Genomic DNA, 23860 nt, shown 5'->3' with positions numbered 1-23860 from the left:
GTCGATGCCAGCAAATGGCGTGAGAATATCCCTCTGCAGTGAAGAGAGATGAAATGCAGCTGTCAGTAAAAGTTTAAAAGCAGAATATTACTGTTGCAGATAGTGACGTGCGTAACGAAGGCGGGTGTTGTAGGTGGAGAAAAAAGATAAGTCAGAATTCATCATTATGATATCTGGTGACAGACCCTGGTTCCTGTTATCAGGTCCGCGACATTCACTCCGGTAAATTAATCGTGCAGTTACCATAACACATTATTTTCTCACTGCAACCGCTAATCATTTCCCCATTACCAGCAGAGAAATCAGGGCTGAAAAATATAGCGTTTTTTAACTACGCTAAAGCCATGAAATTTATCTCCACTCACCTCTCATCAAATAGACATCGGTAACCACGGGAAAACGGTTACCGATGCTCCGTGATGTAAAGCGTTTATCGGCGCAGGCGCGCCGCTATAGGATTGCCCTGCGCGGCGCTGCTCGCAAGCTGATAAGCGTTATGCGAGGCGCGCTGCGGATAGCGGAAAAACAGCGCAATCGAAATGAATGAGACGATAGCCACGGCGGCAACATAGTACACCAGCGTAAACGCACTGCCCGACCAGCCAATCAACGCCGCGCCAATCAGCGGTGCTGTGCCACCGAACAACGCGGTACCGGTGTTGTACGCCATTGCACCCGCAGAGGCACGCATCTCGGCCGGGAACATATCGACCAGACTGATGGTCATTCCACTGGTGACCATCGGGAAAACCATCACTGGCACAACCGCTGCGATAATGGCACTGCCTAACGTGCCATGCTCAGCATAGGTGAAAGCAAAAAACATCGCCGGGATCACCAGCACACACCCCAACAGTAACCAGCGTTTTCTGCCTACCACATCACTGAGATAGCCATGCAATAGCGTGCTAAAAATCAGTACAAACTGAGAAACTAACACCGCCATTGCCGCATCGGTTTTGGCTAGCCCGACAAACGTGGTGAGATACGTGGCGAAGAAGCCCAGAATCAGATAGTTGGGCAGCGTATGACTCATCAGTATCGACATGAACACCAGGATATTTTTCCACTGCGAGCGAATGACCTGAGTCACCGTTGGTGGATTCAAACGCTGCTCCACCCGCGCCCGTTCAACCGCGCGGAATTCCGGGCTCTCATCAAGTTTGCGGCGAATCAGCAACCCAACCAGCCCCAACGGAAGGCCGATGGCGAACAGTACACGCCAGCCCCACTCCTCCATTTGTGCCGCCGTGATCAACGAAGACAACAAGGTGTAGAGACCAATAGCGATCACCGTGCCGATATAGGCACCTATGGGTGAGAATGACGCACGAAAGGCGCGGCGTTTTTGATCGCTGTTCTCGACAATGTAATCCGTGGCTGTCGCGTATTCGCCGCCAGCAAAAAAGCCCTGAATCAGTCGGCAAATCACCAGCAATACGGTGGCGCTGGTGCCTGCCTGCGCGTAAGTGGGGAGAAGAGCGGTCAAACCGGTCACCACACTCATGCCGGTGATGGTGATCATCAACACCGAGCGCCTGCCCCAGCGATCGCCCGCCAATCCCAACACGATGCCACCAATCGGACGCACCAGAAAACTCGATGCATACAGCAGTAATACCGAGAGCAGTGCCGTCAATGGCGCATCCTGCGGGAAAAAGATCCGTGAAATCACACTGGCCAGTAGGCCGTAGAGGGCAAAGTCGAGAAACTCGACCAGGTTGCCGGCAACAGCACCGATCAGCGTTTTGCGCTGCATTTCAGGTGTCACCTGAGGAAGCGTGGCAGAAGTTGTCATGGTTAACCCCATCTTCACCGCATAACAGCACGGTCAGTGAACGTGACTCAGAATGAATTAATCATTCCACATTACGGCATGGCATTCCGTTAATTACGTTAGTTGAGTGAAAATTAGACGTCAATATGCGGGTGAGAGGATTTCGCTATAGGTCACACGGAGATTGAGCTGGAGGGCGCGAAGGGAGATGAGTCGATTAATGTCATACAAAAACAGGATCTTAGGATGAAATGACCACACCGCTGTGTGGCCATTACGTCATGCCGTTAACCTCTGGCATTTCTCTGGAAGCCGATTGCCTGGGCAGCCTGAACAGTTAGCGCGCCCCACTCAGCGATTTTTTCTTCATGGTAACGAGAGTCCGGCATCGAGATGCAGATACTGGCGACCGGCTGGTGGGCTGCATCAAAAATGGGTGCCCCGATGGCGAAAATACCAGAGCGATAATAGCCTCGGTTGATTGCGTACCCGCGCTCACGCACCTGCTTCAGTTCTGCGCGAAGTTTATCGGCATCGGTGATGGTGGCCGGGTTAAAGGCACTCAGCTCGCCGGTAAGGATATTTTCAAGCTGACTTTCCGGTAAGAACGCCAAAATCGCCATGCCATTTGCCGTGGAGTGAATGGGCGCAATATCCCCAATCGGACTAACCGCGCGCACGGGATGCGGACTTTCCAGCCTGTCGATCACCACCACCGCGCCATTGCCGTCATACACCGACACATACACCGTCTCCTGTGTGCTATTGCGCAACTCTGCCATCGGATCCTGGACGGCAGCAGACAGTCCGCCGCCCGCCAGCTCGATCGGCCGCACGCTGAGCACACGAGGGCTGACGGTCCAGCGCGGCATGTCGCCTTCAATCAATCGTAACCAGCCCGCCTCATGAAAGGTCCAGAGAATGCGCTGCACGGTGGTTTTTGGCATCGACATCATCTTAGCCAACTCGCCCACGCTGATTGGCTGTTTCTCGGCTACCCTCTCCAGCACTTTCAGGCTTTTAATCAGGCTCTGCATCGCTCCAATCTCCCTACTTTCTGACGTCATTGTCTCCACTTGCTGTGCCGTAATATGGCACAGCCTGCCCTCTGCCGCTCGGCGTTTTGCCCGTAAGCCGATCACAATTTCCTCCGAATGCTTAATTTTTGTGCTTGCAGGAAAGATAAAATCATGTCACGTTAAATTTATGGAATGGCATTCCTTATTGTGGAACGGCTAGGTTTCAGCCGCTGGATTTCATGAATGATGTTTAGCGAGGCAGAGTGATGAGAAGTCATCAGTCGATATTTACCGAAGATTATAAGGCGGCGCCCTATTGGTGGGAGCATTGGCAGCCGCAGGATGCGTCGCCCAGTGACGTTCCGCCCGAAACGGAATACGTGATTATTGGCGCTGGCTATGCCGGGCTGTGCTGTGCATTGACGCTGGCGCAACACGGTAATCAGGTGGTGATTCTGGAAGCCGGCTTACCGGGCAGTGGCGCGAGTACGTTGAGCGGTGGTCAGGTCACTGGCGGCATCAACGTGGGCAAAACCATGTCGGCCAAAAAGGGGCTGCGGCAGAGCGATGAGCAGCTAAAACGCGACCTGCTGCTGGAGGCGGCTGACGGCTATCGCTATCTGGAAAGCCTGATCGCACAGCACGCTATCAATTGCGATTATCGACAAACCGGTCGCCTCGCCGCCGCGTGGATCCCGGAACATCTGGAGAACTGGAAAAAGCGGTTGCCACTTCTCAATAGCGTGAGTCAGGTGCAGGCGCGCATGCTAACGCGCGATGAACTGCGCGTCGAACTGGATAGCCCGGCTTATCACGGCGGCGTACTGATTGAGCGTGCTGGTCTGCTCAATCCCGCGCTTTATTATGCAGGTTTGCTGGATACGGTGCGCAAAGCTGGCGTGCTCGTGTGCAGTGGTTCTGCGGTGAGTCGCATTGAGAAACATGCGGCGCATTACCAGGTTGATTCTCTGCGCGGCACGCTCAATGCGCGTCAGGTGATTATCGCCACCAATGGCTATACCGGGCCAGAAATGGCCCATTTGCGCGCACGTGTGGTACCAGTCACCAGCCATCAGATTGCCACTGAACCGTTATCCGCAGATCTGCGACGCACGCTGATTCCGCACCAGCGCGGCATCGCGGAAACCCAGCGCGTCACGCACTATTTTCGTTATTCGCCCGATGGCTCTCGTCTGCTCTTTGGGGGCCGCGCACGCTTCTACGCCCTTGATCGCCAGCAGTCTGCGCGTGTGCTGCATCAACATCTGACGCAACGTTTTCCTCAGTTACGTGACATCAAAATCAGCCATAGCTGGGGCGGTAAAGTCGCCGTCACGCTCGACTACCTGCCGCATATCGGCCAGACACCGCAAGGCTGTTTTTATGCCGTGGGCTGTAACGGCAGCGGTGTCACCATGATGAGTTGGCTCGGCCATCGTTTAGCCCGTCACCTGATCGAAAATACACCGCTCAACGCAAGTCCTTATGGGGTATCGCCGCTGCCCGGCCACCCGCTCTACACCGGCAACACCTGGTTTATGCCGCTGCTTGGCAGCTATTACCAGGTGCGCGACCGCCTGGATAAATCCGCTCATTCGCAAACCAATTAGGGGGAAGTATGGGATTACGCATTGGTGTCGATATCGGCGGCTCGTTTACTGACTTCGCCGTTTTCAACGAAGCATCGGGGCAGTTGCACAGCCTGAAAGTGTTTTCTCGTCCCGATGATCCGGGCCAGGAAGTGCTGCACGGCGTTCAGGAGTTAGTGAAGCGCTATGGGATCGATCCCGCCGATATTGAATATTTTACCCACGGCACCACCGTTGGCGTGAATGCCGTGGTGCAGAAAAAAGGGGCGAAGCTGGGGCTGATCACCAATCGCTATTTTGAGGATGTCCTGGCACTTGGCAGGCTGAAGACGCCGGATATGTACAGCCTGCATTCGCTGCGTCCGGAACCCCTGGTGTCGCGCGAAAATGTGTTTGGCATCGACGGTCGAATGGATGCGACCGGAAAAGAACTTACGCCGATTGCAGAACAGAGTGTGCTGGCCGCTGTCGCGGGCTTGCGCGATGCGGGCTGTGAAGGAGTCGTGATTGCCCTGCTGCATGCCTATCGCAATCCCCAACATGAGAAGCAGGTCCAGGCCCTGATTGAAGCGGCCGTGCCAGGCTTTTTTGTCTGCTGCTCTAGCGATGTCTGGCCGACTATTCGCGAATTCGAGCGTACGCAAACCGCCGTGATTGGTGCCTATGTTCAGCCACGCGTCGCGCATTATCTCGGTGCTTTGCAGCAGGCACTGACGCAAGCGGGCGTAACGGCTGAGCTGAAAGTCACCAAGTCCAATGGCGGCGTGATGAGCGCAGAGCGCGGCAAAGCCGAGTGCGTGCAGATGATCTTGTCGGGAACCGCATCAGGTGTGATGGGCGCAGCCTGGGTGGCACGCCAGTGCGGTCGTGAGAACGTCATGAGTCTGGATATTGGCGGCACCACCGCCGATGTGGCGCTGATCGTCAACGGAGAAGCGCAATATGACACCGGTGAGTATATCGGTGACTACCAGATTCACATTCCGTCCGTGTCCGTCACATCGATTGGTGATGGCGGCGGTTCTGTGGCGCGCGTTGATGAGTTTGGCGTGCTCAAAGTCGGGCCAGAAAGCGCAGGCTCAACGCCTGGGCCAGTGTGTTATGGACGTGGCGGCACGCAGCCCACGATTACCGATGCTTTCGTGTCATTGGGCATTCTTGGCCAGGCAACGTTGGGCTACAACGCGGTGAATGTGGATGTCGCCGCCGCGAAAGCCGCCATAGGATCGCTGGCCGATCGGCTGGGTCAATCCATCGAAGCCACGGCGGAAGCGATCATTAACGTTTCCGTGTCCGGCATGTACGCAGGGATTAGCCGACTGGTTTCCCGTTTCGGTATCGACCCGCGCGCCTTTTCCCTGATGCCTTTTGGCGGTGCAGGCCCGATGATGGCCTGTTATCTGGCGCGCGCCATGCACATGCGTGAAGTGCTGGTGCCGCTGACGCCCGGCGTGCTGAGCGCATTAGGCGGTCTGGTTGCCGATGTGAAAAACGATTTTGTTCGCATCATTTATGGTGATTTAAGCGCAGATAGCTTGCCACACCTCGAAGCTGAATATCAGCAACTCGAACAGCAAGCCCGCGAATGGCTGAGCCACGAAGTCAGTGATGCCAGCCAGGGCCAGTTTAGCCTCTCGGCAGAGATGCGTTACAAGGGGCAGTCGTTTGAGATCGCCACACCGTTACAGCGTGAGGATTTGGCGAGCGGCAATCTCTCAACGCTGCGTGAAGCCTTCCATGCGCAACACCATCATTTATATGCTTACAGCGACCGTGATGCACAGATTCAGGTGGTGTCGCTACGTCTGGTGGTCAGCATGCCCACGCCGAAGCCGCAACTCGAACCTTTGCCGCACTCTGACGCAGCACCGATCCCCGCCGAACATATTGATGTGTGGATGTCGGGCCGTTACCTCACCGTGCCACTTTACCAGCGCGAGCAGCTTGCGGGTGGTCAGTCATTTACCGGACCCGCGGTGATTACCCAGTCCGACACCACTGTCGCCGTATTACCCGATTTCCGCGCCCGGGTGGATGCGCTCGGCAATCTGATCCTCACTGACCTCACCCACACGGCTTAATAAAGGAGTCGCGATATGGCTTTTGATACTTCAGGTCTGCAGATTCTGGCTAACTACTGTGTGGCGGCAGCAGAAAGCATGGCCCATACGCTGGTGCGTACCGCCCATTCGACTTTTGTCAAAGAGACGGAAGACTTCTCATGCGCCCTGCTCACCCCCGAAGGTCTGGCATTTGCTTCGCCGAAAACCTTAGGCGCCACCTGGTATATCGGTCTCGATTACGGGCCGGTACTCGGCATGATCGCGGACTATCGCCCCGGCGATGTGGCGATGACCAACGATGCTTACAGCGGTAACGTTGCGACACACAGCCCGGATATGGTGATGTGGAAACCGGTGTTCTGGCAAGGCAAGCTGGTGTGTTTTGTTGGCGGGCATATTCATAACACCGATGTGGGCGGGGCCGTGCCCGCCTCGCTGTCGCGCACGCTGACAGAGATCCATCAGGAAGGAATACGTATCCCGCCGACTAAGATCGTGCGTGAAGGCGTGCTGGATGAAGCGTTGCTCACGTTGATCAAAACCAATGTGCGTGCGCCGGAACAGAATATGGGTGACCTGCATGCCCAACTGGCGATGCTGGCCAATGGCGAAAAACGCGTGCTGGAGATGATCGCGCATTTTGGTGTGGAAGATTTTCAGCAAGGTATGGTGGCCCTGCTCGATTATGCGGCGCAGCAGGCACAACGCATCCTCGAGAGCGTGCCGGATGGCGATTATTTCTTTGCGGAATACGCTGACGAAGACAGCGTGAACGGCAAACCGATGCGCGTGGCGATGACGCTGAAAATTCGCGGCGGCCGCGCCATCCTTGATTACACCGGCAGCGATCCGCAATTGCTTTCATCATTGAATATGCCGACCGGCGGCATGACGCGTCACGCGCTGGCGCTGGTCGGCTATCACTATGTGCTCTATACCCTGAATCCCGATATTTTGCTCAACGCGGGACTGGATCGCGTCGTCGAATGTGTGTTGCCCGAAGGCAGCGTGATGAATGCCGTTTACCCAGCTGCCGTCGGCATGCGCAGTCTGACCTGTAAGTTAACGCATGTATTGACCTTTGGCGCGTTTTCACAAGCGATCCCTGACCGTTTGCCTGCCTGCGCGGCCTGTGGACTGGCGATTTTGAACGTGAAAACCACCAACACCTCGGGTCGCCCGGTGATTGCTTCCATCGGCCCGGTGGGCGGCGGGGCGGGCGGCATGCCATTCGGTGACGGAGAAGAAGGATCGGGCGCTAACGTGGCATTTCTTCGCAATACGCCAGTGGAGATTAACGAAGCGGAAGTGCCGATTCGTATCACACGCTATTGTCTGGTACCCGACTCCGGCGGTGCAGGAAAATATCGCGGTGGTTCCGGTCTAATGATGGAATTTCAGGTGTTTGCACCTGATACCACCGTCACGGCGCGCAATCGCGATCGCACCCATTTCGCTTCCTGGGGTGTCCTTGGCGGGAAAGCGGGCAGCAATGCCATTTTTGTGAAAAACCCGGAGAGTGAAGCACCTGAAATGCTCGGCAATAGCGATGTGATCCGTTGCCAGGCAGGAGATGTGATTCGATTAACCGGGGCCGGTGGAGGCGGATATGGTTCACCGCTGGAGCGTGATCCCCAGCAGGTGTTATCAGACGTGAAAAGAGGCTACGTTTCTTCGGCGCGTGCCGAGCAGGATTATGGTGTGGTGATCCGCGAGGGTGAGCTGGATGTGGAAGCCACGCAGATGAAACGCAATCAACGCTCTGCGACAGCCGCCAGCGTGGCACATTTTGACTTTGGCCCATGGCGCACTCGCTTTGAGCAAAGCTGGACGCCGGAGCGCTATCGGGCATTGACTGATATCTTATCTCGCGTGCCGGTCATATGGCGTTTTCATATCAAACATCGCCTGTTTGATGCGCTTGCCGCTGCGGAAGCCCGGGGGCAAACCGCTCAGGGGGGGCAGGTGATCTATCAACTCTTTGACGAATTGAGTGAGGAGTTCCGGGATTTCCTGCAGGCGTAACGTTGCCCTGAAGCAGCTATAAAAAAGGGATGCTATCGTCAGCATCCCTTCTCATTTTCACTGGGTCAGAACGGACCCCAGTTTATCGCCACGCCAATCAGCAGCGTCACCACGCAAATCGCAAACCAGATGGCGACGACCGGTGCCACGAATTTGAGCCATTTGCCGAACGAGATATTGGCGGTGGCCAGCGCGGCCATCAGCACGCCCGAGGTTGGGCTGATGGAATTCACTATCCCTTCGCCCAGCAGCACGGTTTGCACCGTGACCTGACGTGTCAGGCCGAGGTTATCGCCCAGCGGGGAGAAAATCGGGATCAACAACGCTGACTCGCCCGAACCGGATGAAATGCCGAAGTGCATCAGTGCGGCGCTGATAAACATGCCCACAGCGGCAATCGCAGGCGGAACCGGTGCCAGCAAGTCTGACAGGAAGCCAACAATCGGATCGAGGATATTGCCCTGCTGCAGCACCACCGAAATCGCACCTGCCATCCCGACGATAAATCCGCCTTTGACCAGTTGAGAACAGCCGCTCAGGAAGGTGTTAGCAATAGCAGAACCGGAAAGGCCACCAATCAAACCGACCATGATCGACAGGATGATAAACATCGCCGACATCTCATTGGTGGCCCAATGCAGCTGCACCGTGCCGACCATAAACAGAATCAGCGTCACCGCGCAGGTCAGCAGAATCAGTTTATGACGGCCGGTAATCGCCAGCGGTTCAGCGCTTTCCACCGCAGTGTCCACACGCACCTGACCATTTTTGCGCATGCGCTTCACGGTAATAATCAGGTAAATCGCCACCGTTAACACAAACAGCAGGTTGGTGATGCCGCGCAGTAACATGCCCGAGAACAGCGGCAACTGCGCCAGATGCTGTGTCAGACCGGTGGTGGCTGGGCCGAGGAATGCTACGTTGAAGCCTGCCGCGCAGGTTAGATAGATCAGCGCCATGCCGATCACCGGCGGCAAGCCTAACGAACGTGCCACCAGCAGACCAATCGGCACAAAGGCCACCACCGAGTTTTGCACCACGCCGGTACTGCCGAGGATGGCGAAGATCACCGCGAAAATCAGGATCAGACGGGTATCGCTGATTTTGGTGCTGCGTGACAGCGAATTCAGCGCGGTGGCAATCGCGCCTGTGGCTTCAATTACCGCCAGCAATCCGCCGGTAAACAGAATCAGGAAAATGATCGGTGCCGCTTTGATCACGCCCTGCACGATCGCCATGAAAATCTCGCCGGGATAGACGCCCGAGCGCGCCACTTCATGCAGACTGCCTTTGATGGCAAAGGTCACGCCATTACGGGTTTCGTGATCAAATTTACCCGCCGGAATAATCCAGGTGGCGACCGCTGCCAGCACCAGGATGATAAACAGCAGCAGATAAGGGCTCTGCTCACTCTTCTTGCCTGCGGGCTGCATCGCACTATTTTTTTCAACATTAACCTGCGACATGGTTTTCCCCCAGCATCAAACCCGCTACCAGCGCGGTGCGTGAGGCAATATCGGCAATGATGATATGTTCATGACGCGCATGAATACCTGCGCCGGTCGCGCCCAATCCATCTAAGGTTGGGATACCCAACGCTGCAGTGAAGTTACCATCGCTGCCGCCGCCAACCGATTGCCCTTCCACGCTGAAACCGATCTGTTGTGCCACCGCTTGCGCACGCTGCATGATCACCAAAGACTCTGCGCTCTGGCGCATCGGCGGACGTGATTGTGCACCGGTAATCTTCAGCTTAATGCCCGGTAAGTGCGGCTGAATCTGGGTGATTTCGGCGTGAATGCGCTGGGCTTCCTCTTCGCTGGTGACGCGCGTGTCGATGCCCAGCACCGCTTTATCCGCCACCACGTTGATGCGATTACCGCCCTGCGCAATCCCGACGTTGACGGTGGTGCCACGATCCGGTGCGTTCAACCCATGCAGGAACAGCACCTGATGTGCCATCTCCTGCACCGCGCTGATACCTTCTTCAGGGTTGTTACCTGCATGCGCGGCCTGGCCGGTGATCACGATTTGATATTGGCCCGTGCCTTTGCGCGCAACCTTCAGCGCACCGGTGCCAGCCACGGCGGGTTCCACCACCAGCACTTGCGATGACCCTAACGCATGGCGGGAGAGCCACTCGCTGGAGCTTGGGCTGCCCACCTCTTCGTCGCTGCCACAGAGGAAAACGATGCGTTTCCCTGCCAGCAAGTCGTGTTCTTTTAACGCGCGCGCCGCCCAAATCGACTGCACCAGGCCCGCTTTCATGTCCAGAATGCCGGGGCCATAAAACTTGCCGTCTTCCTCGCCCATCGGCAGTTCGCCTTCATCCCAGACTGTGTCAAAATGGCCGAGCACCACGGTTTGATCGTCGCCTGAGCCCAGCGTGAACTTGAGGTGGTTCCCATAGTGTTCCTGTACATCGATTTCAGCATCAATACCCAGACGCTCGGCGAACAGGGCTTGCAGCACGTTGCCACAGCGATCCACCGCTGCCTTGTTCATGGAGGGTGACTCTGCTGCCACCAGGGTTTTGATATCTGAGAGAATGTCGTCTGAATGCTGTTGCAAATAACTTATTATATTTTTCATTACTTCTGTCCTCACCAAGTGAATCCCGAGTATGAGGATAAAATTGCGCTTAAAAAATGGGTATAAAACGTTATTATTGTTGACCTGAGAACAACAGATAATGAAAACCTATGGCAATGCTGCTCTATCCTGACAAGTCCATAAGATACTTGTATGAAGTCGGTGTCCATGGCGGCATTCGTCGTGCGGCGGAAGCACTGGATGTCGATCCCGCGGCCATCAGTCGTCAGCTTTCGCAGCTGGCGCGTGATATGCAACTGCCACTGCTGGAGCGGCGCGGACGCAATGTGGTGCTCACCGAAGCGGGGAAATTGCTGGCTGAGGATTACGCGCAAACGCATCAACGCAGAAGCCACCTGGAAAGACGTCTGCGCGATTTGCGCCATAAACGCGGCGGCTCGATCCGTATGCGTGTCGGCCAGGGGATGGTCGATGAGGTGGTGAAGTATGTCTTGCGACCTTTTTCGCAAAGCTATCCTGAAGTGTTCATCGATATTTTATCGGGCGATATGCAAACCACGGTGAGCCTGATCACTCGTGGCGAAGTGGATATGGCCGTGGGTTTTGGCCCCCTGGGTCCGCCCGGCGTGAAGTGTCACAGTTATCTGCGCGGCCCCATCTGCGCCATTGTGCATCGTGATCACCCCATCGGATTGTATCAGCAGGTAGATGTCAGCGATCTCGCCGCTTATCCGCTGATTGGCATGGATAAAGACTTTGGTATTCAAAGCTATATGAACGTCATGTTTAATCAGGAAGGATTGGTGTTCACGCCCGCCTACAGCTGCAACCTGTTTTCCAGTGCGATTGCGCTGAGCCAGGCGGGAATGGGCATTGCGTTTATGACCACCAAAGTCGTTGAAGACGCGTTGACGTCGCGTAATCTGATCGCGGTGCCGATCAATCATCGCATCGCCCGCGAGAGCCAATGCCATCTGTTACGCAGCGCCGACCACCGCTTTACCCCAGCGGCACAGCACCTTTGGCAGCTGCTGTGCCAGTTTTTTGAGGGCAGTTCACATGCTGCATCATAACGGATTTCACGTTGTCGGCGACTTAGATGCAGCTGACCGCAGCGTGTAGTCGGCCATGATCGACCAGTCACGATCGCCGCCTCCGGCGTTTACCGCCCGATGCATTTGCTGATGCACCGCCTGCAACATCGGCAGTTCGGCTTTAGCGTGGGCGGCAGCGGCCTGCGCCAAACGAAGATCTTTTAACCCGAGGCTGGCCTTGAAGCCGGGTTCATACACCTCCTGCATGATGTTGGCGGAATAGACCTGATAGCTCCGGCTACCAAATAAGGTATTGAGGATCAGATCAAAGAAGCGTTCACGTTCCAGCCCGTTGGCTTCGGTGAGCACCACGGCTTCCGCCATTGCTTCAATCGCCATGGTGATCATCATGTTACAAGCAATTTTCGCCGCATGAGCCGCGGCCGGTGTTTCGCCCATATTCCAGATGCGTTTACCAATCAATGCTAATACCGGTTCCACTCGGCTAAGCGCTGACGATTCTCCGGCTACCAGCACATTTAACTCGCCGCGCGCGGCAACGTCCGGCCTTCCCAACACCGGTGCTGCGATATAAGCAATACTCGCCGCCTGATGGCGCTGCGCCAGCTCATGAGAATAAGCCACCGAAATCGTCGACATCACGATGTGCACCAGATGCGGGTTGGCCTGGCTGAGCAGATCATCATTGATGATCACATCCTCAATCGCCCCATCATCAGAGAGCAACGTGAGCACTATATCAGCCTGAAAAGCTTCAACGGCGGTGGTGAGTGCTGTGACTCCCGGCACTTCACGAGCGGATCGACTCCATCCTGAAACCTGATGCCCTGCGGCGATAAAATGTTGTGCGATAGCACTGCCCATCGCACCAAGACCGATAATTGCAATATTCATCTTGTTACCCTGTTGATAGCGCTGAACGCAGCCAGCGCAGGAGGCGTGATTAATGGCCGGTGCGCGCGCCGGAACTGAAGCCGTGATTGCGAGCCCGCAAAGTGATGAGAAAAGCGATTGCCAGCAGCACAAGCAAAACAGGTGGGAATGATTGTGCGCCCCAGTGATTCAACAAAATACCGCCCGTGATGCCACCCGCTGCAATTGCGCCGTTCCACGCCACCACGTTCATGGAAAGTGCGATATCTGCGCCCTCTCCAGCGGTATCCGCGAGCGCCGTTTGCAACAGCGTTGCTGCCCCGCCGAAGGTCAATCCCCACACGGCCACGCCGAGATACAGCACAGCTGGAATGTGCGAAAAGCCCATAAATCCCAATGAAACCAGGGCAAAAACCGCCAGACTCACCAAAACGCTGTTGCGTAAGTGGTGATCGATCAGCCGCCCGATCACAGCAATCGCCAGCAGCGCGGAAAGCCCGAACACCAGCAGCACGACATCCACTTGTGAACCCAATCCGGCCAACTGCAGAAACGGAGCGATATAGGTATAGAGAATGTTGTGAGCCAGCATCCAGGCGATCACCACACTGAGCACGGGTCTCACGCCTGGCGTGGTGAGCACCTTTAACAGCGGCATGCGTTCATGGCGCGATTGCCCCGGATAATCAGGCACTTTGGTCAGCACCCATACCACCAGCACAAGGGTTAAGGCAGAGATAACCGCGAAGGCGCTGCGCCAACCCAGCAGGCCACCCAGCCAGGTGCCGAGCGGCAAGCCCAGTGACAAGGCGATAGGCGTGCCCACCATGGCGATGGCCATCGCTTTGCCCTGCTGGTGAATCGCCACCATCCTGCGGGCATAGCCCGCCAGCAGACTCCATGACAATCCCGCGGCTACGCCAGCAAAAAAGCGTGCCGTTAGCGTGAGCCAGTAGTTCGCGGACAGCGCCGTAATAGAATTGAAAATCAGGAACCCGGCGATAGCCAGTAGCAATACGTTTCTGCGCCGCCAACCCTGTGTCGCGATGGTCAATGGGATCGCGGCGATCAGCGAGCCCAGCGCATAAGCCGTGACCGTCTGCCCCGCCAGCGCATTAGAGATGTTCAGTCCCGCCGCCATTTGCGGCAACAGCCCGGCAGGCAAGGTCTCGGTGATGATGCAAATAAAGCCCGTCATCGCCAGCGCCAGCAGAGCAGATATCGGCAGCGATTCTGTTGCTGCATCTTCCCCGGTGAGTGCGAGTTCTTTTTCCATAATTCCTTCTGAAATCATTTATGTATCGATTGGTATATAATTAGGCGTGCAATCTCGCCTTGTTAAAGTTAAAGAGAGCGACCTGAACTAATGTAACGATCGATACACTAGTAAGGCAGGTTCGCTTTGTCAATGAGTTATGTATCGTTTAGTATAGTAATCCACTGCACGCATTAAACAGGAGGACGCGATGGCAACGATGGGACGCCCGAGAACATTTGATCGAGACCAGGCGATCGAACAGGCGATGTATCTGTTTTGGCAGCAGGGCTACGAATCGACTTCGCTTACCCAGCTCAAAGCCAGCATCAACAACGGCATTTCCGCACCCAGTTTTTATGCCGCATTCGGTTCGAAAGAGGCATTATTCCGTGAGTGCGTGCAGCGCTATCTCGCGACCTTTGGTCAGGTAACGGAATTCCTGTGGGATACCAATCTGACGGGACGCGAAGCCGTGGAAACCTCATTGCGTCGTTCTGCGCAGATGCAGTGCGAGTCAGGCCATCCCACCGGATGTATGGTGGGGCTTGGTGCCATGAGCGCCACCTCCACCGAACATGCAGCCGTGACCGAACCGCTGACACGTTCACGCGATCGTACCCGAGCCGGAATCAAGGCCTCGATCGCGCGTGCTGTGGCCGCGGGCGAACTGAAGCAGGATGTTGATGTCCGCGCGCTGGCGGCATCCTTCAGCACTTTTATGTTTGGTTTATCGATTCAGGCACGCGACGGCGCCAGCATTGAGGAACTCAACAAGGCGATTTCGCAGATGATGTGGATGTGGGATGCGAATAGATAAGGTGAGATCAGAGTGTTCTGCTTAAACAAACGGATTCGGTGCGACCAACATACGGGCCATAGTTTTCAATCTGCTTAAAGCCGTGTTTAAGATAAAAATCCACGGCGCGAGTGTTGATGGCGCGTGTTGAAAGCTGAATTTCTTCGAAGCCTACACTCACGGCCCACCGCTGCAAATGTTCTAACAGCGCCGCCCCCACGCCGTATACGCTGCGATCCGAATACATGCGTTTTAGTTCTGCGATGTCATGCGATAGCGGCCGCAGTGAAGCACATCCTACCGCTCTCCCCTGCTGATCTTTTGCTAACACCCAGATGGAGCGTCTTTCATTCAAGGCTTCAGCATTAAAGTGGCTCTTTCCGTTGTTCCCGGTGATGGCCGCCAACTCTGTGGAGAGTTGTTCAATCAGACGTTGGGATTCAGGGGCGAGGGGGTCAGCGGACTCGATAGTGATCATAATGGGGGATCTATTCCTGATGTGCGGCGATGATGCTCATCGCCTCCGGATTAATCTGCAGTCAGCACGTTAAACCGGAAGCGCTTATCTGCCAATTACTTTTGTTGCTGCTGTTTGGCCTCAGCTTCCTTTTGCTTCTTACTGGCCATGTGGTGACCCACGACACAGCCCCCTACCGCGCCCATCACGGCATGGTGCGCAACATGCCCCGCTGCGGCACCAATCATCGCGCCTTTCAGGCATCCTTGTGCTTCAGCCTGAGCGCTGACGGCTAAAAACAGGCCTAAAGTGATAACTAGCTTTGACAAAGTTTTCATACAACTGTGGTTCCGAAAAGGGATGAAGCTGAGTACGTTACCGATAAATTTGTTTGAATTCGTGCACTATTCGCTGAGGCGCACCACTGATTAAGGGCTGTTGATGAATGGTTGTTGATTGGGTGCTGCTATGGGGTTTCGTCAATCACCCATTCATCAACCACACACGGCACATCGTCATGCTGTTCGATGCCTGGAAGGGCTCTGATTAAGACTGTGAGTACTGCTACAGCAGATGATAGCGCCGCGCGAAGTCAATGAGTTCCACTAATGAGGTGATGTTCAGCTTTGTTTTGAGGCGATGTTTATAGGTGCTGACGGTTTTTTCACTGAGCGACAGTTGCGCACCAATCTGTTTATTGCCCATGCCTTTTGCCAGCAAAATCAACACCGTCATTTCGCGCGCGGAGAGCATGCGTAGGCGTTGCTCATCACTGGCCCCATGGCGACGATGGGCTGCCGTCGGAAAATCCTGCGCTGGGGCGAAACTGTAACCACGCATCACCATGCGCACCGCCTCTTTGAATTCGCTGAGTTGATCCGAGGCGATGACATAACCATCGGCGCCCGCTTCCAGACAACGCTGCGCGAAATGCCCACTGTGCGGTGCCGCTATCACCAAAATTTTCATGGCACCACTCAGTGCGCGAAATGCGGACAGCAGCGTTAATCCTTCAAGGTTGTTGATGAGATTAACCACCAGCAAGTCCGGACACAGTCGTTGAACCTGATCCAGCGCTTCAACCACAGGCAAGCATTCAGCTAAGACGGCGATGCCGCTGTTTTTCAGCACCATCACGCGTTCGCGGCAGTGGTCTGGGTGGTTCATCGATGATAATGGCGGTTTTCATGGCGTTCTGATGTTCCTTTCAGAGGATGAATAAACGTCCTTGCATGCTTATCACCTTAGCCCGCGAACGCTGTATCGGCTGTAGGAGATTACTTATTTGTTGAGTAAAATTCCGGCGACAAGATGCCGCCGGATATCTGTGATTACCAGCTCCAGCGCACACCGAAAGCCGCATTCCACGGGCTGTCCATATGCCGTCCTTTGCTGGTCGCTGCTTCGGTATAAAGCTGTAGATCAGGTTGAAGCTGAGCAGACATCCCCAATGTCATCTCTGCGCGCGTACCGGCCAGATCATTGCTGAAACGCTGATCGTTAAGGGTCATGCGATTGTTGTTTTCCAGCTCCTGAATCGCTGATAACCGTACCCACGGCGTTAACTGCGCCCCCTGGGATAAGGTCAGTGACTTGCCCACGACGCCGTGCAGCGCAACTTGTTGCGAGCGAGCCGAACCGCTACGGGCAGCCAAACTATCACTCTTCGTCCACAGCGTGCTCAACTGTGCCGACGCCTCAACGAACCCGCCACCGCTGCCATCAATACTGAAGCTGTCTAAACCGGTCATCGTACCTGCAAGCGAGGAACCACTGTTCAATGCCAGTGCGATGCGGCTAGTGGTGTCAGTGCGGTTGTTACCGGTGAGTACCGAGTCATGGCTGGCGGTGACTGCGGCTAAGGCATTGCTGTTGCCCTGTAATACATTGCCACTGCTTTGACATACGCACTTGATTCTCACCTTTGTTTTGCGGCGGTACACCTTTAAAGGTGACGCGCCCAAGGTGTTCATAAGGTGTATACTTCCTGATTGACGTAAAACCATCCAGTCTCTGCTGAATGGAATAAAAAATTGAATGTTAGAAAAGATGGTCGCGGTATTTAAACAATTCTAAATCGGTGGTCAGCCCCAGTTTTTTCATCCCCGATTGCTTGTGCCCGCTGATGGTTTTACGGCTGCGTTTTAATTTTTCTGCGATCTCAATTACCTGCATGCCATCAAGGAAACAACGGATCACTTCCGCTTCACGCGGCGATAACAGCGTATCCAGTCGCGAAAGCTTCTCGCCGTTGGCGTGATACAGCGGCCCATCTAATACCGCGCCATCGCGCTTTCGCACCGGTATTTTGCTTAATTCACTTTCAATGTTATCTGGAATAAAGCGCAGCCCTCTGTCAATCACACGGATGGCTTCAAAATACGTCTGCGCCTCTTCACGTTTAGAAATATAGCCTTTGATTCCACTCATAAAGGCGGCACGTATTACCGCCAGGCTTTCCATGGAGGACGAGAGTAAAATCTTTAATGTTGGATGGCGTGATAAGATCTGTTTTATTAACGACAAACCATCAAGCTCATCGCCACCCAAAATATAATCCAGCACCAGCACATCAGCAGCGTTCTTTTGCAACCATGATAAGAGTTCGTGGCTATGGGAAAAGCTGCCGGTGATCTGCATATCGGGATAGTGGCTGGCTGCCATTTCCAGTGATAATCGAATCATCGGGTGGTCATCCAGTAATACTACCGTTATCTTTTCACCCGCGTAACGAATCATCAATGTCAACCTCATCAGTCAGCCAGAATAAACAACAAAATACGTTTTATTGCGTGCTGATCGAAACGCAAGGTGAGACCATTCTGAGTCAACAGTTACTGATTAAACGGTAGGGATTTACTTACACAGCCATGGCAAATAGTAGTGCCATCAAACTTCTCTGACAGGCGTTACATCAGGGTGACATCGACATGCTGGCCATCTGGCGTCCCGCTCTGGAGAACAACCGTACCGTTGCCGCCTCCTTGCCCTGGCTGCACGGTCAGGCCGTGGTGTTACATTCCGATCAGCCTCTACTTCAGCAAACGGAAATTGAGAACGGGTTATTGGCGTTAATGCAGGACAAACAGCATCAATGGGACCCCTATGGTGCCTCACCAAATAGTTTTTTGGATTGTTACCATGCAGTACAGCGACTGGCTACCGCTAAACGTCAAACGGCATCCGCTTATTTGAAACAGCTTGTGGGAATCGGCGTATTAGAAGAGAAAAGTTATGGGCGCGAGAAGCTGTACATGAATACACGCCTGTTGCAGGAACTGAATCAATAAATGAAAAGGGATTGAGTGCTTCATTATGCCGCCCTCAATCCCCGAACCGCTATTCATCAACTGCCAGAGTTAACTCTACTCTGTCTGGGGCGCTCCATGCACACCAATCACAACCTCAGTTGCCCACCCAAAATGGCATCCGCTTCCTGAAGGGAGACATCCAGACCTGCTGAAGGCGTAAATGTCAGTTCACCAAAAATGACTTCGCCATTGAGAAGATAGAAATCAGCGCGCACGAATTTAAAATCGCTCGCCAGTTTCATTGCATACTGCTTCATTTTCACAAAGCCATCAGGCATCTCTGGCAGGTCATACTTATTAATCAACTTCACCGTATCCTCAAAGGGTAGCGGATTCCAGTTCATGTCAAAGTAATAGAATTTAGGTGTGCCTTTTTCGCGACCGACACAAACCATGACGGCGTAGGGTTTACCGTTAAAGCAGTAGAACTTATAGTCGTCTGGAAAACCACCGCGTTCATTCTCGATGAATTTTTCGCAGAGAATCTTTCTCTCAATCTTTCGGTACTGTGGCTCAATAAAATGTGATGAGAAATCCTCACTTAACCACTTGCTCAATTGCCGGTTGGTTTTATCAACATCTAGTGAAGATTTATCACTACAAATGATGTTGTAGCCTGCACCATGATTGCACTTGAGCGCAAACCTTTCAGGCAGTGCAGCATAGTCAATGTCTTGAGGACTATCGTAGACGCCATAAAGCTCATTCAGAATTTCACCGCAGCCTTTGGATGAAATATATTCTCTGACTTTATACTTATCAGCGCAACGGGTGTAAATATCATTGCTTAGCTCATTGAACTTGAGCCACTGAATCTTTTCATTAAAATTGGTAGGATTGGTTAAATTAAGTTTCTTCTTGAATTTTATGTAGTAGTGGGCTTTAGCACAGAATTCTGGTGAAATATTAGCGCTAATTTTCAGAGCTGACTTAACTGTGTGTTTTATCATTCTCATTGAAATTATCTCGTTTTAAAAATGTTGAGGTGCATTTTGATGATTGTTCTATTCTTGAAAAAGTAATTCAGTAACGTGCAAGACAAAATTTCAACAATCAAAAAACAGTATGCAGCGCCATTAATTCCGAAGGAACGGATCATGACCCAGGAAAATGGCACGGTTAATACACAACATAAAAACATCTTCTTAGCCAGGTAGTTGTATCCGGACTCTTTAATCATATACCGGTAGCAGATCGTTCCCAGTGACGAGAACATCGTGCCAATAATGATGATGGGTATAATTTCGGCAGATTCCATATACTTATTGCCATAAAGCAAATGGATAAAGTCATCACCAAACAGATAGAACCCACCTAGCACAACTAAAGACAGCAGGATAACAATCCTGTTGATTTTACTTAGTAATTCATCTACAGCAGGTTGATTCTTTTCATTGTAAATCTTTGAGAAGAAACTCGTTATTAATGCCAATACGATAAATGACCAGGCGCCTCCTATGGTTAATGCAACGCTATAGATTCCCAGATTTGAGTAAGAGATCATTTTAGCCAGAAAAATACTCGAAATCTGCGTGTAGATATCCGCTGATATGCTCGACAGAATTAAGGCTCCGCCGGTATACAACATATGACGGTTATACATCACAGCACCTTTACTACTTTCATTGACTGCTGTGGTCTGCCTAAAGTACACAAGGCGCATGACGTAAGGGACCAGAGGGATAATGATGATAGGTATCGTGAAATAGTAAATCGGCAGTTCAAAGTGAGATATGTAAAATCTGGCCATCAGTGCCAAAGACAATCCGATGACATTGGTAATCGTATTGATCTTTGATTTTAATTGAGTGTTGTTATAGATCGAAAAGAAGTCCATCACGATGTAATACGTCGCGATGCAGTTGGCAACGCCAAAGATAAAGACCGTGAGATCCGTAAAGAAGTAGAGATACGTGAGTACTGCACTTGAGGAGATGAGAAAGAAAAAACGTCTTTGATTCTGCGTATGCATCGCCAAAGAGATACCTGAACGGGCTCTCTCACTCATGCGTTTAAAAATAATATTCTGGCCACCAAACCATGACAACGTCTGTACAAAGATAAACAGCGAGGTGGCGATGTTTATCTTGCCAAAGTTATCCGGGCCAATGTATTTAGCCATTAATGAATTGATATATATCAGCCCGGTGATATTGACTGACTTCTCCAGCATGATCCATATCGCGTTAGAATACATGTCACGTCTCACATACACTTATGTTGAGTTGCAGTTGTTTATGCTTGATTGATGTTCTACGCTCAAAAGCAACGGGGTTTATATGCATTACTGGTATATTTATTTGTCAAAAGGTTATATAGTCAAATAACCTTCATATTCTCTCTTTACTTTACGCTTTCATTTTAATTGGTCGATACTGTGACTGTTTACACAAAAATAGTGAAGGGTTTTCTGTTCGAATCAGATTAATAGCAGTCATTTATAAATATTAGTGCCAGACATTAATAAAGCGTTGTATTGAGGGAGTTAATTAAATAGGAGAGTAATAATCAGGAAGATAGGGGAATTAACTCGCGGTTTTGAGGCGACGTGCGCGCCTTACATGCCGCATAGCAGGTTTGAGTGATATGCCGATATAACCCTCTTACATAAAGAGTTCTGGGCATTCCGGCTGAAAAATCCCAATTACACGACCACCCTCTTCTTCATGACTGTGCCTCGTACCACTGCCAGCAATATCCCTCCTACAATCAGCAGCGTGCCGATCACTTTGCTGTGATCCAGCGATTCATGCAGAATTGCCACGCCCATCAGTAATGCCAGCGCCGGGCTGAGCAGTGACCAGGGCAGAATCTGGCTGGCGGGATAGCGTTTCAGCAGGCCGTACCACAATGAATAAGCGAGGATGGACGAACCCAGCGCGCTGTAGATGACCCCGAGCCAACCGCGCCAACCCGCTGCGAGTAGTAAAGTGAACTGGTGCTGCTCGGTGAGTAGCGAACTCACCCCCACCAATGGAATGGCAAACAGTGACAGCCATCCCGTCATCGCCAGCGGTGCAATCGGCGGCAAACGCTTGATCAGCACCGTGCTGCATGCCCAACCACAGGCGCTCATCAATAACCACATAATGCTTTGCCAGTGCGACAGCGCCGGACTGCCCGCAAGAATCATCACGCCCAAAAACGCCACCACTACGCCGCCGATTTGCTGATAGCGCAGCCGCTCTTTGAGCCAGAATGCTGCCAGCAGCATGGCGATCGGCGTGCCCATCTGGATAAATACGGCGGTGGTGCCCGCATCGGTGGTTTGCATGCCAATCACCATTAACCCGAAATGCACAAAGCCAAAGGTGAATCCCAGCAGCATCATGCCAGGTAACTGACGCCACGTCAGGCGATGAAACGGCAGCAGCAGGGCCGCCACCAACACAAAACGCAGCGTCAGCATGAAAAGCGGCGGCAGTTCCATCAGGCCAAACTTCATGGCGATAACGTTAAAAGCCCAGCCGTTGACCACCAGCAGCAGGATTAACAGGTCGCGCAGCGGAATGGGTTTCACGCACGTAGCCGGGTTGGCGTTTGCAGATGATAATCGTGCTCCTGTTGGAATCGACGCGCGAAAGCGAGCAGTTTGCGCTCAGCGCCATCACGTCCGATGAGCTGCATGCCAATGGGCATCCCTGCATGATCAAACCCGGCCGGCAGACTGATAGCGGGCAGTGCTGACAGACTTGCCAGCGCGTTGTAACGCATGTTGCCGGTCAACACGCTCTCTTCGCGGTCTCCCATTTGAATCGCTTCCAGTCCTTTATGCGGTGCGGTAAACGGCAGCGTCGGCACCAGAATCACATCCACCTGATTCAAATGCTGCAACAACTGCTGGCGTAACCCGGTGCGGAAACGTTGTGCCTGCAGATACTCCACTGCGGTAATGGCGAGTCCCGCTTGCAGCAGCTTACGCACATCCGCACCGTATTCTTGCGGACGGTCAGCAAGCCAGGCGGCGTGCAATGAAGCCGGTTCCGCAAGGTTGATTAGCACCAGCGCATTCACCGCCTGCTCAAGCCCGGTCAAACTCAGCGTCTGGCAGCGTGCACCCGCCGCACTCAACCACTGCACCATTTGATCATAGGCAGTCGCGACATCAGGCTGCACCTGCTGTTGCACATCCGGCAGTAAGCCAATACGCAATCCGGCCAGTTCCGGTAATGCTGTCAGCGGCTGTGTTTTGCCGTCGAGCACATTAAACAGCACTTCACACTCTTCGGCATAACGAGCCAGCGGCCCAACGGTATCAAGACTGGTGGCGAGAGGAAAAATGCCCTCCGTGGAGAGTCGCCCCACGCCCGGGCGCAAGCCGGTGATCCCGTTCATCGAAGCCGGTAAACGAATCGATCCCCCGGTATCGGTGCCCAACGTTGCCAGCGCACTGCGCACCGAGGCGGCGACACCCGAACCCCCGCTGGAACCGGCAGGAATGAGGGCATCATCCCAGGGATTGCTGCTGGCACCGTAGTGCGGATTGTTGGTGGTGCCGCCCCATGCGAATTCATGCATGTTGGTGCTGCCGATGATTAACGCGCCCGCCTGCTTCAGACGTTGCACCACCACCGCATCACGCTGGGCGATATTGCCACTGAGTATCTGACTGCCCGCGTGCATCTCCTCACCGGCCAAATCGATATTGGCTTTGATGGCAATCGGCATGCCATGCAGCGGGCCCAAATCATAACCCTGTTCCAGCAAGCGCTGGCTGGCTTTGGCTGCCTGGCGTACCTGATACACATAGACTTCATTGAACGCATTGAGATCGCGCGTGGTTTCTTCACGCGCCAGACAGGCTTCGACCAGCTCTGGCACGCTGGTCTGCCGTGTGCGCAACTGCTGTGCCAGCGTCAGCATTGAGGCATCGATTAACTCACTCATGAGGCAACTCCAGCGGCGGATGCAGCGATGAAACCCACGCGTTTGCCGGCAGCAGCGTTGGCGCGAAATGTTGCGCAGCAAAGGCGCTAACGCCCGCCGCACGCGCTTCACAATCGGTAAGCAGGTGTTCCAGCTCAACCGCATCAGCCGCGCAATGGCGCTGTATCAATGCCAGTCGAAGTGTCAGTGCATCCATA

21 protein-coding genes and 1 pseudogene are annotated in these 23860 nt (G+C 53.5%); 6 read left to right on the top strand and 16 right to left on the bottom strand.

The annotated features are described in order from the left end of the window. Positions 1-430 precede the first annotated feature (430 nt). Together CRO33_RS07715 and CRO33_RS07710 are read right to left on the bottom strand one after the other, a co-directional pair. The gene (locus CRO33_RS07715; protein ID WP_176505742.1) at positions 431-1798 is read right to left on the bottom strand and encodes an MFS transporter; all 1368 of its coding nucleotides are present in this window, start codon (positions 1796-1798) and stop codon (positions 431-433) included. 266 nt (positions 1799-2064) lie between these two features. Then, positions 2065-2814: an IclR family transcriptional regulator gene (locus CRO33_RS07710; RefSeq protein ID WP_034822481.1), complete on the bottom strand. Its 750-nt coding sequence runs from the start codon at positions 2812-2814 to the stop codon at positions 2065-2067. A 248-nt stretch (positions 2815-3062) separates the two neighbouring features. On the opposite strand from CRO33_RS07710, the gene CRO33_RS07705 reads away from it, so the two are divergent. Genes CRO33_RS07705 through CRO33_RS07695 form a run of 3 tightly spaced genes read left to right on the top strand, consistent with a single transcriptional unit; the run spans position 3063 to position 8473 of the window. Continuing rightward, positions 3063-4406, top strand: a complete 1344-nt coding sequence (locus CRO33_RS07705) for an NAD(P)/FAD-dependent oxidoreductase (RefSeq protein ID WP_097117691.1) — start codon at positions 3063-3065, stop codon at positions 4404-4406. A gap of 8 nt (positions 4407-4414) precedes the next feature. Continuing rightward, positions 4415-6466, top strand: a complete 2052-nt coding sequence (locus CRO33_RS07700; RefSeq protein WP_097117690.1) for a hydantoinase/oxoprolinase family protein — start codon at positions 4415-4417, stop codon at positions 6464-6466. A 15-nt stretch (positions 6467-6481) separates the two neighbouring features. Next, the gene (locus CRO33_RS07695) at positions 6482-8473 is read left to right on the top strand and encodes a hydantoinase B/oxoprolinase family protein (RefSeq protein ID WP_097117689.1); all 1992 of its coding nucleotides are present in this window, start codon (positions 6482-6484) and stop codon (positions 8471-8473) included. A 65-nt stretch (positions 8474-8538) separates the two neighbouring features. Here CRO33_RS07695 and CRO33_RS07690 read toward each other — a convergent pair whose 3' ends face one another. Both CRO33_RS07690 and CRO33_RS07685 read right to left on the bottom strand, forming a co-directional pair. Beyond that, complete coding sequence (locus CRO33_RS07690; protein ID WP_097117688.1) at positions 8539-9939, bottom strand: YfcC family protein; 1401 nt, start codon at positions 9937-9939, stop codon at positions 8539-8541. Further along, positions 9926-11065: a M20 family metallopeptidase gene (locus tag CRO33_RS07685; protein ID WP_097117687.1), complete on the bottom strand. Its 1140-nt coding sequence runs from the start codon at positions 11063-11065 to the stop codon at positions 9926-9928. The genes CRO33_RS07690 and CRO33_RS07685 overlap by 14 nt, the downstream gene beginning before the upstream one ends. A 110-nt stretch (positions 11066-11175) precedes the next feature. Here CRO33_RS07685 and CRO33_RS07680 point away from each other — a divergent pair, with 110 nt between their 5' ends. Then, positions 11176-12099: a LysR family transcriptional regulator gene (locus CRO33_RS07680; RefSeq protein WP_097117686.1), complete on the top strand. Its 924-nt coding sequence runs from the start codon at positions 11176-11178 to the stop codon at positions 12097-12099. Positions 12100-12105: 6 nt separating this feature from the next. Here CRO33_RS07680 and CRO33_RS07675 read toward each other — a convergent pair whose 3' ends face one another. After that, positions 12106-13107 (bottom strand): NAD(P)-dependent oxidoreductase, encoded by a 1002-nt coding sequence (locus CRO33_RS07675; protein ID WP_369682970.1) that lies wholly within the window; start codon positions 13105-13107, stop codon positions 12106-12108. Continuing rightward, positions 13025-14230 carry an MFS transporter gene (locus CRO33_RS07670; RefSeq protein WP_097117684.1) on the bottom strand — a complete coding sequence of 402 codons (1206 nt, stop codon included), beginning with the start codon at positions 14228-14230 and terminating at the stop codon, positions 13025-13027. Before CRO33_RS07670 ends, CRO33_RS07675 begins: the two co-directional genes overlap by 83 nt. A 190-nt stretch (positions 14231-14420) precedes the next feature. On the opposite strand from CRO33_RS07670, the gene CRO33_RS07665 reads away from it, so the two are divergent. Further along, a complete protein-coding gene (locus tag CRO33_RS07665) occupies positions 14421-15029 on the top strand; it encodes a TetR/AcrR family transcriptional regulator (RefSeq protein ID WP_097117683.1) in 609 nt (202 codons plus the stop codon). 7 nt (positions 15030-15036) lie between these two features. On the opposite strand, the gene CRO33_RS07660 is transcribed toward CRO33_RS07665, so the two are convergent. The 5 genes from CRO33_RS07660 to CRO33_RS07640 form a co-directional block, all read right to left on the bottom strand. Beyond that, a complete protein-coding gene (locus tag CRO33_RS07660; protein WP_058960780.1) occupies positions 15037-15486 on the bottom strand; it encodes a GNAT family N-acetyltransferase in 450 nt (149 codons plus the stop codon). A 95-nt stretch (positions 15487-15581) separates the two neighbouring features. Continuing rightward, the gene (locus CRO33_RS07655; RefSeq protein WP_097117682.1) at positions 15582-15803 is read right to left on the bottom strand and encodes a hypothetical protein; all 222 of its coding nucleotides are present in this window, start codon (positions 15801-15803) and stop codon (positions 15582-15584) included. Positions 15804-16029: 226 nt separating this feature from the next. Next, positions 16030-16632, bottom strand: coding sequence for a response regulator transcription factor (locus tag CRO33_RS07650; RefSeq protein WP_097117681.1), 603 nt, complete (start codon positions 16630-16632; stop codon positions 16030-16032). Between the two features lie 164 nt (positions 16633-16796). Then, complete coding sequence (locus CRO33_RS07645; protein ID WP_176505741.1) at positions 16797-17438, bottom strand: autotransporter outer membrane beta-barrel domain-containing protein; 642 nt, start codon at positions 17436-17438, stop codon at positions 16797-16799. Positions 17439-17505: 67 nt separating this feature from the next. After that, a complete protein-coding gene (locus CRO33_RS07640; protein WP_237448766.1) occupies positions 17506-18150 on the bottom strand; it encodes a response regulator in 645 nt (214 codons plus the stop codon). Positions 18151-18629: 479 nt separating this feature from the next. Between CRO33_RS07640 and CRO33_RS07635 the strand changes: the two are divergent. After that, positions 18630-18755: pseudogene (locus CRO33_RS07635) on the top strand (Fic family protein); the annotation flags it as partial. Between the two features lie 107 nt (positions 18756-18862). Here the strand turns inward: CRO33_RS07635 and CRO33_RS07630 are convergent. The 5 genes from CRO33_RS07630 to CRO33_RS07610 all read right to left on the bottom strand — a co-directional run bounded on the left by CRO33_RS07630 (position 18863) and on the right by CRO33_RS07610 (position 23859). Then, complete coding sequence (locus CRO33_RS07630; protein ID WP_097117678.1) at positions 18863-19732, bottom strand: ATP-grasp fold amidoligase family protein; 870 nt, start codon at positions 19730-19732, stop codon at positions 18863-18865. A gap of 5 nt (positions 19733-19737) precedes the next feature. Then, a complete protein-coding gene (locus CRO33_RS07625; protein ID WP_255253248.1) occupies positions 19738-20949 on the bottom strand; it encodes an oligosaccharide flippase family protein in 1212 nt (403 codons plus the stop codon). Positions 20950-21420: 471 nt separating this feature from the next. Beyond that, on the bottom strand, positions 21421-22287 hold the full coding sequence (locus CRO33_RS07620) for a DMT family transporter (RefSeq protein ID WP_176505746.1): 867 nt from the start codon (positions 22285-22287) through the stop codon (positions 21421-21423). 5 nt (positions 22288-22292) lie between these two features. Continuing rightward, entirely contained in the window at positions 22293-23663 is a 1371-nt protein-coding gene (locus CRO33_RS07615; protein ID WP_097117675.1) for an amidase, read from the bottom strand. Further along, on the bottom strand, positions 23656-23859 hold the full coding sequence (locus CRO33_RS07610; protein ID WP_097117674.1) for a hypothetical protein: 204 nt from the start codon (positions 23857-23859) through the stop codon (positions 23656-23658). Before CRO33_RS07610 ends, CRO33_RS07615 begins: the two co-directional genes overlap by 8 nt. Position 23860 lies beyond the last annotated feature (1 nt).

The sequence above is a fragment of the Pantoea sp. GL120224-02 genome (genome assembly GCF_900215395.1).
GTDB lineage: Bacteria > Pseudomonadota > Gammaproteobacteria > Enterobacterales > Enterobacteriaceae > Pantoea > Pantoea communis.
This window is presented reverse-complemented; position numbering and strand designations above follow the sequence as displayed.

Bases quoted from the DNA above. Each gene is read 5' to 3' on its own strand.
- CRO33_RS07710 (WP_034822481.1), bottom strand. From the start codon at position 2,814: ATGCAGAGCCTGATTAAAAGCCTGAAAGTGCTGGAGAGGGTAGCCGAG.
- CRO33_RS07680 (WP_097117686.1), top strand. From the start codon at position 11,176: ATGGCAATGCTGCTCTATCCTGACAAGTCCATAAGATACTTGTATGAA.
- CRO33_RS07625 (WP_255253248.1), bottom strand. From the start codon at position 20,949: ATGCTGGAGAAGTCAGTCAATATCACCGGGCTGATATATATCAATTCA.
- CRO33_RS07645 (WP_176505741.1), bottom strand. From the start codon at position 17,438: ATGAACACCTTGGGCGCGTCACCTTTAAAGGTGTACCGCCGCAAAACA.
- CRO33_RS07610 (WP_097117674.1), bottom strand. From the start codon at position 23,859: ATGGATGCACTGACACTTCGACTGGCATTGATACAGCGCCATTGCGCG.
- CRO33_RS07685 (WP_097117687.1), bottom strand. From the start codon at position 11,065: ATGAAAAATATAATAAGTTATTTGCAACAGCATTCAGACGACATTCTC.
- CRO33_RS07700 (WP_097117690.1), top strand. From the start codon at position 4,415: ATGGGATTACGCATTGGTGTCGATATCGGCGGCTCGTTTACTGACTTC.
- CRO33_RS07615 (WP_097117675.1), bottom strand. From the start codon at position 23,663: ATGAGTGAGTTAATCGATGCCTCAATGCTGACGCTGGCACAGCAGTTG.
- CRO33_RS07640 (WP_237448766.1), bottom strand. From the start codon at position 18,150: ATGATTCGATTATCACTGGAAATGGCAGCCAGCCACTATCCCGATATG.
- CRO33_RS07655 (WP_097117682.1), bottom strand. From the start codon at position 15,803: ATGAAAACTTTGTCAAAGCTAGTTATCACTTTAGGCCTGTTTTTAGCC.
- CRO33_RS07690 (WP_097117688.1), bottom strand. From the start codon at position 9,939: ATGTCGCAGGTTAATGTTGAAAAAAATAGTGCGATGCAGCCCGCAGGC.
- CRO33_RS07630 (WP_097117678.1), bottom strand. From the start codon at position 19,732: ATGAGAATGATAAAACACACAGTTAAGTCAGCTCTGAAAATTAGCGCT.
- CRO33_RS07715 (WP_176505742.1), bottom strand. From the start codon at position 1,798: ATGACAACTTCTGCCACGCTTCCTCAGGTGACACCTGAAATGCAGCGC.
- CRO33_RS07660 (WP_058960780.1), bottom strand. From the start codon at position 15,486: ATGATCACTATCGAGTCCGCTGACCCCCTCGCCCCTGAATCCCAACGT.
- CRO33_RS07705 (WP_097117691.1), top strand. From the start codon at position 3,063: ATGAGAAGTCATCAGTCGATATTTACCGAAGATTATAAGGCGGCGCCC.
- CRO33_RS07670 (WP_097117684.1), bottom strand. From the start codon at position 14,230: ATGGAAAAAGAACTCGCACTCACCGGGGAAGATGCAGCAACAGAATCG.
- CRO33_RS07665 (WP_097117683.1), top strand. From the start codon at position 14,421: ATGGCAACGATGGGACGCCCGAGAACATTTGATCGAGACCAGGCGATC.
- CRO33_RS07650 (WP_097117681.1), bottom strand. From the start codon at position 16,632: ATGAACCACCCAGACCACTGCCGCGAACGCGTGATGGTGCTGAAAAAC.
- CRO33_RS07695 (WP_097117689.1), top strand. From the start codon at position 6,482: ATGGCTTTTGATACTTCAGGTCTGCAGATTCTGGCTAACTACTGTGTG.